Genomic DNA, 5,034 nt, shown 5'->3' with positions numbered 1-5,034 from the left:
TTGGTCAAGTCCTCGATCTATTAGTATCAGTAAGCTACATACATTGCTGCACTTACACCTCTGACCTATCAACCAGGTAGTCTTCCTGGGATCTTAACCTTACGGTGGGAAATCTTATCTTGAAGTGGGCTTCGCGCTTAGATGCTTTCAGCGCTTATCCTTTCCATACGTAGCTACCCAGCTATGCCCTTGGCAGAACAACTGGTACACCAGAGGTATGTCCATCCCGGTCCTCTCGTACTAAGGACAGATCTTCTCAAATTTCCTACGCCTGCGACGGATAGGGACCGAACTGTCTCACGACGTTCTGAACCCAGCTCGCGTACCACTTTAATGGGCGAACAGCCCAACCCTTGGGACCAACTACAGCCCCAGGATGTGATGAGCCGACATCGAGGTGCCAAACCTCCCCGTCGATGTGGACTCTTGGGGGAGATAAGCCTGTTATCCCCAGGGTAGCTTTTATCCGTTGAGCGATGGCCCTTCCACTCAGAACCACCGGATCACTAAGTCCGTATTTCTACCTTGCTCGACCTGTATGTCTCGCAATCAAGCTCCCTTTTGCCTTTACACTCTTCGTACGATTTCCGACCGTACTGAGGGAACCTTTGAGCGCCTCCGTTACCTTTTGGGAGGCGACCGCCCCAGTCAAACTGCCCACCAGACAGTGTCCCAAGACCAGATTCATGGCCTATGGTTAGAGTCCCAATACTACAAGGGTGGTATCCCAAGGTTGACTCCATCAAAACTGACGCCCTGATTTCTTCGTCTCCCACCTATCCTGTACATGTAGTATCGAAACCCAATGTCAAGCTACAGTAAAGCTCCATGGGGTCTTTCCGTCCTGTCGCAGGTACCCGGCATCTTCACCGGGATTACAATTTCACCGAGTCTGTTGTTGAGACAGTGCCCAAATCGTTACGCCTTTCGTGCGGGTCGGAACTTACCCGACAAGGAATTTCGCTACCTTAGGACCGTTATAGTTACGGCCGCCGTTTACTGGGGCTTAAGATCACTGCTTCGATTGCTCTGACAGATCCCCTTAACCTTCCAGCACCGGGCAGGCGTCAGCTCCTATACTTCGTCTTGCGACTTAGCAGAAACCTATGTTTTTGGTAAACAGTCGCTTGGGCCAATTCTCTGCGGCCCCATTTCTGGGGCACCCCTTATCCCTAAGTTACGGGGTCATTTTGCCGAGTTCCTTAACAACAGTTCTCTCGCTGGCCTTAGGATACTCTCCTCACCCACCTGTGTCGGTTTGCGGTACGGGTACCTTTAATCTCGATAGAGACTTTTCTCGACAGTGTGAAATCAGCTGCTTCGCTACTTTGTTTCGCTCCCCATCACATCCCAGCATTGACTGAACGGATTTGCCTGTCCAGTCTGCCTCAATGCTTAGACACACTTAACCAACAGTGTGCTCAGCTTATCCTACTGTGTCATCCCTTCTCTCAAACGATTATCGGTAGTACAGGAATCTCAACCTGTTATCCATCGCCTACGCCTTTCGGCCTGAGCTTAGGTCCCGACTAACCCAGGGCGGACGAACCTTCCCCTGGAAACCTTGGGTTTACGGCCTGAAGGATTCTCACCTTCATCTCGCTACTCATGCCAACATTCTCTCTCCCATACTGTCCACGACTCCTTACGGTATCGCTTCAGCCTGCATGGGAAGCTCCCCTACCCATCATCTTGTGATGCCGTAGCTTCGGTAGTATGTTTTAGCCCCGGAAATTTTCGGCGCAGGATCACTCGACCAGTGAGCTATTACGCACTCTTTGAATGAATGGCTGCTTCTAAGCCAACATCCTGGTTGTCTGTGCAATCCCACATCCTTTACCACTTAACATACATTTTGGGACCTTAGCTGACGGTCTGGGCTCTTTCCCTCTTGACTATGAACCTTATCACCCATAGTCTGACTCCTGAATAAAAGATTATGGCATTCGGAGTTTGATAGTCTTCGGTAAGTGCAATACCCCCTAGGACATTCAGTGCTCTACCTCCACATCTCTACATTCAAGGCTAGCCCTAAAGCTATTTCGGGGAGAACCAGCTATCTCCGAGCTCGATTGGAATTTCACCGCTACCCACAAGTCATCCCCGCACTTTTCAACGTACGTGGGTTCGGACCTCCGCGAAATTTTACTTTCGTTTCATCCTGCTCATGGGTAGGTCGCCCGGTTTCGGGTCTACGTTAGGTGACTTAACGCCCAGTTAAGACTCGCTTTCACTTCGGCTACACACCTTAAGTGCTTAACCTTGCCACATAACGTAACTCGTTGGCCCGTTCTACAAAAAGTACGCGGTCACGCCAATATTGCGCTCCCACAGCTTGTAAGTGTAGGGTTTCAGGTTCTGTTTCACTCCCCTCCCGGGGTTCTTTTCACCTTTCCCTCACGGTACTATTCGCTATCGGTCACTAGGTAGTATTTAGCCTTGGGGGGTGGTCCCCCCTGCTTCCCACAAGGTTTCACGTGTCTCGTGGTACTCTGGATCATATCAAGAATCTTCTTGGCTTCATGTACGGGACTATTACCCTCTGTGGTCGAGCTTTCCAGCTCTGTTCTAATCGCAATAACCTTTCTTTGATGATATGTCCGCAACCCCGAATCAGTAAACTGACCCGGTTTGGGCTCTTCCGCTTTCGCTCGCCGCTACTTACAGAATCGATTTTCTTTCTCTTCCTTCAGGTACTTAGATGTTTCAGTTCCCTGAGTTCCCCTCCATATACTATGTATTCATATATGGATACCCGGACATTACTCCGGGTGAGTTTCCTCATTCAGAAATCTTCGGATCAATGTGTATGTGCCACTCCCCGAAGCTTATCGCAGCTTATCACGTCTTTCATCGGCTCCTAGTGCCAAGGCATCCGCCCTACACCCTTAATAACTTGACCTTTTTCAGTTATTAATGAGATTTTTCTATTTGTCTTTCGACAGTTAAAGAATAATTGGTTGTTTTTTTGAGTTTTCTCTCAATTTATTTTATGTCCGTTAGGACAAAAATAGATGTCATTGTATATCACTATATATATTCAGTTTTCAAGGTACAAAAATTCACTTCGCCTTTTTATGTCTTTTAATATCCTCTTTATAAAATACTCTATCACATACCTTAGTATGCTCAATCGTATTTTATTCATGCGGTATTAAATTACATTAAAAATGCTCGTAAATCNTCTTTCGACAGTTAAAGAATAATTGGTTGTTTTTTTGAGTTTTCTCTCAATTTATTTTATGTCCGTTAGGACAAAAATAGATGTCATTGTATATCACTAATATATTCAGTTTTCAAGGTACAAATGGTGGAGATGAGGAGAGTCGAACTCCTGACCCCTTGCTTGCAAGGCAAGTGCTCTCCCAACTGAGCTACACCCCCATATTTCTTTTATTTTTTTACGCCTTCATTTATTGCATAACAAATTTATATATTTGAAAATTCTAATGAACTCTCAAAATTGAACAGCAGGTAATTCTCCTTAGAAAGGAGGTGATCCAGCCGCACCTTCCGATACGGCTACCTTGTTACGACTTCACCCCAGTTATCGACGCCACCTTCGACGACTTCCTCCTTGCGGTTAGATAATCGGCTTCGGGTGTTTCCGACTCCCATGGTGTGACGGGCGGTGTGTACAAGACCCGGGAACGCATTCACCGCAGCATTCTGATCTGCGATTACTAGTAACTCCAGCTTCATGTAGGCGAGTTTCAGCCTACAATCCGAACTGAGAGTGGCTTTAAGGGATTGGCTCCACCTCACGGTTTGGCAACCCTCTGTACCACCCATTGTAGCACGTGTGTAGCCCTAAGCATAAGGGGCATGATGATTTGACGTCATCCCCACCTTCCTCCAGGTTGTCCCTGGCAGTCTCTCTAGAGTGCCCAACTTAATGATGGCAACTAAAGACAAGGGTTGCGCTCGTTGCGGGACTTAACCCAACATCTCACGACACGAGCTGACGACAACCATGCACCACCTGTCTCCTCAGTCCCGAAGGAAAGGTGTGATTAAACACCGGTCCGAGGGATGTCAAGCTTAGGTAAGGTTCTTCGCGTTGCTTCGAATTAAACCACATGCTCCGCTACTTGTGCGGGTCCCCGTCAATTCCTTTGAGTTTCACACTTGCGTGCGTACTCCCCAGGCGGAGTACTTAATGCGTTAGCTGCGGCACCGAGGGGGGTAACCCCCGACACCTAGTACTCATCGTTTACGGCGTGGACTACCAGGGTATCTAATCCTGTTTGCTACCCACGCTTTCGTGCCTCAGTGTCAGTTGCAGTCCAGAAAGCCGCCTTCGCTACTGGTGTTCCTCCCAATATCTACGCATTTCACCGCTACACTGGGAATTCCACTTTCCTCTCCTGCACTCAAGTCTAACAGTTTCGGAGGCTTACTACGGTTGAGCCGTAGCCTTTAACCACCGACTTGAAAGACCACCTACGCACCCTTTACGCCCAGTAAATCCGGATAACGCTAGCCCCCTACGTATTACCGCGGCTGCTGGCACGTAGTTAGCCGGGGCTTCCTCACAGGGTACCGTCATTATCTTCCCCTGCAACAGAACTTTACGATCCGAAGACCTTCATCGTTCACGCGGCGTTGCTGCATCAGGCTTGCGCCCATTGTGCAATATTCCCCACTGCTGCCTCCCGTAGGAGTTTGGACCGTGTCTCAGTTCCAATGTGGCCGATCACCCTCTCAGGTCGGCTACTGATCGTCGCCTTGGTGGGCAGTTATCTCACCAACTAGCTAATCAGACGCGGGTCCATCCTATACCGCTAACACTTTGATAATTCTTCGATGCCGAAAAACTATTTTATCATGTATTAGTAAACTTTTCAGTATGTTATCCATGTGTATAGGGCAGGTTACCCACGCGTTACTCACCCGTCCGCCGCTCAGTTGTGCATAGAATTCAATGTTTTATATCAATAAAACACTCAATACTAAGCACAACCGCGCTCGACTTGCATGTGTTAGGCACGCCGCCAGCGTTCATCCTGAGCCAGGATCAAACTCTCTAAAAAA

1 tRNA gene and 2 rRNA genes are annotated in these 5,034 nt (G+C 48.3%); all 3 read right to left on the bottom strand.

Going from position 1 to position 5,034, the window contains the following annotated elements:
- Positions 1-2,902 (bottom strand): 23S ribosomal RNA (locus HLB29_RS09405).
- A 406-nt stretch (positions 2,903-3,308) separates the two neighbouring features.
- Positions 3,309-3,384 (bottom strand) — tRNA-Ala (locus tag HLB29_RS09400).
- A 104-nt stretch (positions 3,385-3,488) separates the two neighbouring features.
- Positions 3,489-5,033, bottom strand: a 16S ribosomal RNA gene (locus tag HLB29_RS09395).
- The 16S and 23S rRNA genes sit together here with 1 tRNA gene alongside, the layout of an rRNA operon.
- Between the last annotated feature and the right edge of the window lies 1 nt (position 5,034).

Origin of the sequence: Peptostreptococcus canis (assembly GCF_014229965.1) — a bacterium.
Lineage (GTDB): Bacteria > Bacillota > Clostridia > Peptostreptococcales > Peptostreptococcaceae > Peptostreptococcus > Peptostreptococcus canis.
Note: the sequence above shows the minus strand (reverse complement) of the source record. Positions and strands in the feature narration are given on the sequence as shown.